Origin of the sequence: Thiohalophilus sp., assembly GCF_031581315.1 — a bacterium.
Lineage (GTDB): Bacteria > Pseudomonadota > Gammaproteobacteria > UBA6429 > Thiohalophilaceae > Thiohalophilus.
The window spans coordinates 1-4,827 of sequence record NZ_JAVLAZ010000087.1 but is presented as its reverse complement, the minus strand read 5'-3'; the positions used below and the strand labels follow the sequence as shown (position 1 = coordinate 4,827).

The following is a 4,827-nucleotide window of genomic DNA, read 5'->3' as shown; positions in this document are numbered from 1 at the left end:
GTGACCTACAGGATTGCTCAGAGTATAAAGTATGCGTGGTTGGGAACAGTTGTTTAGCTTACTTCAGACTATTGCTCGGTATAAATACACCGGGGCAAAGCCCCGGTGTTTATCTTTTAAAGATCCTTGATAATGGTAAAGGCACCGCGGATATCGCCCTGCTTGAAGCCGGTGGCCTTGTCTTCCGGGTAGAGCTTTTCCAGCTTCGCGGACACCGCCGGATCAATATCAGTGCCATGACATTTCAGGCACAGTTTGCCGGTGGGGATCGCTTTCATATAGCGAAAACGCTGTTGCCCGTCGGTCTCAACAATCTCGTGTTTTTCCATCTGCTTCGGGTGTTCGCCCTGCGCTTTGCGCTGTTCGAACTCCCTGAGCACGGCCTCTTCCCACTGGTCCGGGGCATTACCGGCATTGCGAGGCTTAAGACTGGTCCGGCCGATCTGCAACCCCTGTTTCTTTGAGACATCGCGGGCAATCGCCGGCGCTTTTTCACTGCACACCTCGATGGCGTTGACCGGTCCGCCGGCTTTCATCCCGGCTTGCAGTTCACCTTTGAGCTGGCCGAAAAATTGCTGGACCGCCTCACGGCTTTGTTCGACATGTTCGGTTTTCTGCCCGGCCATCACGGTTGAGGCCAACAGCGCCAGCAGAGTTGTGGAAACGATCTGTTTCATTGACTGGTTCTCCCATATTTAAAACGTAAATGATTAAACTCAGGCTTCGGTGCCCGTGCATAGCTGAAACCCCGAACGGGTCGATCATTATAGGTATTGGCAAGTAAGTCGATTATGGGCCCGGGAGGGGCGGGACTCAAGCGGATTGCAGGTGCGCCCGGGAGACCATTTTACTTGCCCGACTGAGGACAAACTCCTTGAAGGCCTGGGCCACCGGTGAGAGGCGCTTGCCCTGGCGGTGGACCACATACCAGTGGCGCAGGATTGGAAAATCGGCCATATCCAGCACCACCAGCCGACCGGTTTCCAGCTCCAGCTCCAGGGTATGAATGGAGACGATCCCCAGACCCAGTCCCGCCTCCACCGCCTGCTTGATCGCCTCGTTACTGGTCATCTGCATGCCGGTTTTCAGGCGCACCCCGTGCCCGGAAAAAAAGCGCTCCATGGCGATGAAAGTGCCGGAACCGGGCTCGCGCACCACGAACGGTTCTTCTTCCAGCCGCTTGAGCGGAATGCCGGCTTCGGCGGCCAGGGGATGCTCGGGCGGGGCAATGACCACCAGGGGGTTCTCCATGAATGCCTCGGTCTCCAGCCCCCGATCCTCCGGCGGCTTGCCCATGATCACCAGATCCTTATCGTTCTGCTCCAGCTGGCGCAACAGCGTGGCCCGGTTGGTCACATCCAGGCTGAAGCTCACCTCGGCATAGTGATCGATGAAACTGGCCAGCAGACGCGTGGCAAAATAGTTGGCCGTACTGGCGACGGAAATATCCAGATGGCCGCGCCGCACCCCCTTGAGCTGCTCGATCACCTCCTCCGCCTCGTTCAGCTGCCGGGAGATGGACCGGCAATAGTGATACATCTCCCGCCCGGCCTCGGTCAGGTAGGTCTGCTTGCCCATCTGCTCGAACAGTGGCAAGCCTACCGATTCTTCCAACTGCTTGATTTGCATGGACACCGCCGGCTGGGTCAGATGCAGCTCCTGGGCCGCCTGGGTGTAATTCAGGTGCCGGGCAACCGCCTCGAAGACTTTCAGCTGACGCAGGGTGACATGCATGGAGGTCGAGTCGAATCCAGGTTAGATGAGCATAATACTTATATTATAGGAAATCGCTTGTTAATAAAGCCTTCTCCTGTCCGGATAATCGCCCGTTGAGTCGAAGATTATTGCCATTTTATTAATAAGTGTTTTTTGCCTGGTTCGGAACCGGCCCACGACCCTCAACCGGCCGATTTGCGGGTATTTTACAGAATAAGCTTTACCTTATGCTTTTAATCATTTTTATTTAGTTTACTTTATGCATGCGCTGTCTATACTTCCCCGACCAAATGGTACCTGCTGTCATCCGCTTTTTGACCATGGCCGGTCGTGAATGGCCGCAGGCGTAAACGATTATTTGTAACGACTTAGGAGGATCTGCTCATGGGTAAGACCTATAGCGCGGGCGTAAAAGACTACCGCGAGACCTATTGGGAGCCGGACTACACGATCAAAGAAACCGATCTGCTGGCTGTATTCAAAATCACCCCGCAGGAAGGGGTTCCGCGCGAAGAAGCTGCCGCCGCTGTTGCTGCCGAATCTTCCACCGGTACCTGGACCACCGTCTGGACCGACCTGCTGACCGACCTGGACCATTATAAAGGTCGCGCCTACGCCATCGAAGACGTACCAGGTGACGACACCTGTTTCTATGCCTTCATTGCCTATCCGATCGATCTGTTCGAAGAAGGCTCCGTGGTTAACGTATTCACCTCGCTGGTGGGTAACGTATTCGGCTTCAAGGCCGTGCGCGCCCTGCGTCTGGAAGACGTTCGCTTCCCGATTGCCTACGTGATGACCTGTAACGGTCCGCCGCATGGCATCCAGGTTGAACGTGACATCATGAACAAATACGGCCGTCCGCTGCTGGGCTGCACCATCAAGCCGAAGCTGGGTCTGTCCGCCAAGAACTATGGCCGTGCCTGCTACGAAGGTCTGCGCGGTGGTCTGGACTTCACCAAGGACGACGAAAACGTCAACTCTCAGCCGTTCATGCGCTGGCGTCAGCGTTTCGACTTCGTGATGGAAGCCATCCATAAAGCCGAAGCCGAAACCGGCGAACGCAAGGGCCACTATCTGAACGTGACCGCGCCGACCCCGGACGAAATGTTCAAGCGTGCCGAATATGCCAAGGAACTGGGCGCGCCGATCATCATGCACGATTACATCACCGGCGGTTTCTGCGCCAACACCGGTCTGGCACAGTGGTGTCGTGACAACGGCCTGCTGCTGCACATCCACCGTGCCATGCATGCGGTACTCGACCGTAACCCGCACCACGGTATCCACTTCCGCGTACTGACCAAGATCCTGCGTCTGTCCGGCGGTGACCACCTGCACACCGGTACCGTTGTCGGCAAGCTGGAAGGCGACCGCGCTTCCACTCTCGGCTGGATCGATATGCTGCGCGAAAGCTACGTGAAAGAAGACCGTTCACGCGGTATCTTCTTCGACCAGGATTGGGGTTCCATGCCGGGTGCACTGGCTGTTGCCTCCGGTGGTATCCACGTCTGGCACATGCCGGCACTGGTTTCCATCTTCGGCGATGACTCTGTCCTGCAGTTCGGTGGCGGTACGCTGGGTCACCCCTGGGGTAACGCAGCCGGCGCCGCAGCCAACCGTGTTGCCGTTGAAGCCTGTGTTGAAGCCCGTAACCAGGGCCGCGAAATCGAAAAAGAAGGTAAGGAAATTCTTCTCGAAGCCGCCAAGCACAGCCCGGAACTCAAGATGGCGATGGAAACCTGGAAGGAAATCAAGTTCGAATTCGACACCGTCGACAAGCTGGATGTTTCCCACAAATAACAGGGCCGAGTCACGAGGGACGAGTGACGAGGACATACCCCCTCGTTACTCGTAACTCGGCACTCGTCACTGAATTCCAGAGCGTTCATTAAAGAACGGTTAAGAATTTGAAACTGAATTTGGAGATAAAGACATGAGCGAAATGCAAGACTACAAATCGAGCCTGAGTGATTTCTCAAGCCGTAAGTTTGAAACTTTCTCTTACCTGCCGGAGCTGTCCAAGGATCAGATCCGTAAACAGGTTCAGTACATCGTCGACCAGGGCTGGAACCCGGCTATTGAACATACCGAGCCGGAAAATGCCTTTGACCATTACTGGTACATGTGGAAACTGCCCATGTTCGGTGAAACCGATGTGGACAAGATTCTGGCTGAAGCCGATGCCTGCCACAAGGCGCACCCGAAAAATCACGTGCGTCTGATCGGTTATGATAACTATGCCCAGTCCCAGGGTGCGTCAATGGTTATCTACCGCGGCGAGATCAAGAAATAAGAACAGGCAGGGTTATGTACAGGATGTACGGTACGCCGCGTTGGCCATGGACGGCCTGAAGCGGCGCACGACAGGGGGCACGATTCGCTTGCAACGACTATCGCTGGCAACAGGTAGTGCCTCTCTGTATAAAAGCCCCTGCCCGACTTGTGCGGACAGGGGCTCTTTATTTTACAACCTGAAGTATTATTACCCCGGCAATCAGAGGGCAAGAGCACCTCTGGCGCAGCAAGCATGATCGCGGTGGAGCCGCTCCTGCAATGCCGCGTTAATACTATTTCAAGACACGCAACTCGGGAGTTATGCCATGAGTAAAAACAATGTCGAGCAATACAAAATCACCCAGGAACCGTTCTACAAATCTGTAGAAAACGAAGTCGAACTCTATGAAGCGGCTTACAAGGCCCGCATGCCGATGATGCTCAAGGGCCCGACCGGTTGTGGTAAATCCCGTTTTGTCGAATACATGGCCTGGAAACTGCAAAGACCGCTGATCACCGTGGCCTGTAACGAGGACATGACCGCATCGGATCTGGTTGGCCGCTTCCTGCTCGACAAGGATGGCACCAAGTGGCAGGACGGCCCCCTGACGACCGCCGCCCGTATCGGTGCCATCTGCTACCTGGATGAAATTGTCGAAGCCCGCCAGGATACGACTGTCATTATCCATCCGTTGACCGATCATCGTCGCACCCTGCCGCTGGAGAAAAAAGGCGAGCTGATTGAGGCGCATGAGGATTTCCAGCTGGTTATCTCCTATAACCCCGGCTACCAGAGCCTGATGAAAGATCTGAAACAGTCCACCAAGCAGCGTT

At 55.3% G+C, this 4,827-nt stretch carries 5 protein-coding genes; 3 read left to right on the top strand and 2 right to left on the bottom strand.

The features are described 5' to 3' along the window. Window positions 1–116 precede the first annotated feature (116 nt). Both RI563_RS11055 and RI563_RS11050 read right to left on the bottom strand, forming a co-directional pair. Window positions 117–677 carry a DUF3365 domain-containing protein gene (locus tag RI563_RS11055; protein ID WP_310694442.1) on the bottom strand — a complete coding sequence of 187 codons (561 nt, stop codon included), beginning with the start codon at window positions 675–677 and terminating at the stop codon, window positions 117–119. A 136-nt stretch (window positions 678–813) separates the two neighbouring features. Continuing rightward, window positions 814–1,734 (bottom strand): LysR family transcriptional regulator, encoded by a 921-nt coding sequence (locus RI563_RS11050; RefSeq protein WP_310694441.1) that lies wholly within the window; start codon window positions 1,732–1,734, stop codon window positions 814–816. Window positions 1,735–2,100: 366 nt separating this feature from the next. Between RI563_RS11050 and RI563_RS11045 the strand changes: the two genes are divergently transcribed. The 3 genes from RI563_RS11045 to RI563_RS11035 form a co-directional block, all read left to right on the top strand. Further along, window positions 2,101–3,519, top strand: a complete 1,419-nt coding sequence (locus RI563_RS11045; protein ID WP_310694440.1) for a form I ribulose bisphosphate carboxylase large subunit — start codon at window positions 2,101–2,103, stop codon at window positions 3,517–3,519. A 133-nt stretch (window positions 3,520–3,652) separates the two neighbouring features. After that, window positions 3,653–4,012, top strand: a complete 360-nt coding sequence (locus RI563_RS11040) for a ribulose bisphosphate carboxylase small subunit (protein ID WP_310694439.1) — start codon at window positions 3,653–3,655, stop codon at window positions 4,010–4,012. A 307-nt stretch (window positions 4,013–4,319) separates the two neighbouring features. Beyond that, window positions 4,320–4,827 (top strand): AAA family ATPase (locus tag RI563_RS11035; protein WP_310694438.1); only part of this gene is annotated, 508 nt, incomplete at its 3' end.

Excerpts from the sequence above, each read along its gene's own strand:
- RI563_RS11040 (WP_310694439.1), top strand. The coding sequence starts at position 3,653 with ATGAGCGAAATGCAAGACTACAAATCGAGCCTGAGTGATTTCTCAAGC.
- RI563_RS11050 (WP_310694441.1), bottom strand. The coding sequence starts at position 1,734 with ATGCATGTCACCCTGCGTCAGCTGAAAGTCTTCGAGGCGGTTGCCCGG.
- RI563_RS11045 (WP_310694440.1), top strand. The coding sequence starts at position 2,101 with ATGGGTAAGACCTATAGCGCGGGCGTAAAAGACTACCGCGAGACCTAT.
- RI563_RS11055 (WP_310694442.1), bottom strand. The coding sequence starts at position 677 with ATGAAACAGATCGTTTCCACAACTCTGCTGGCGCTGTTGGCCTCAACC.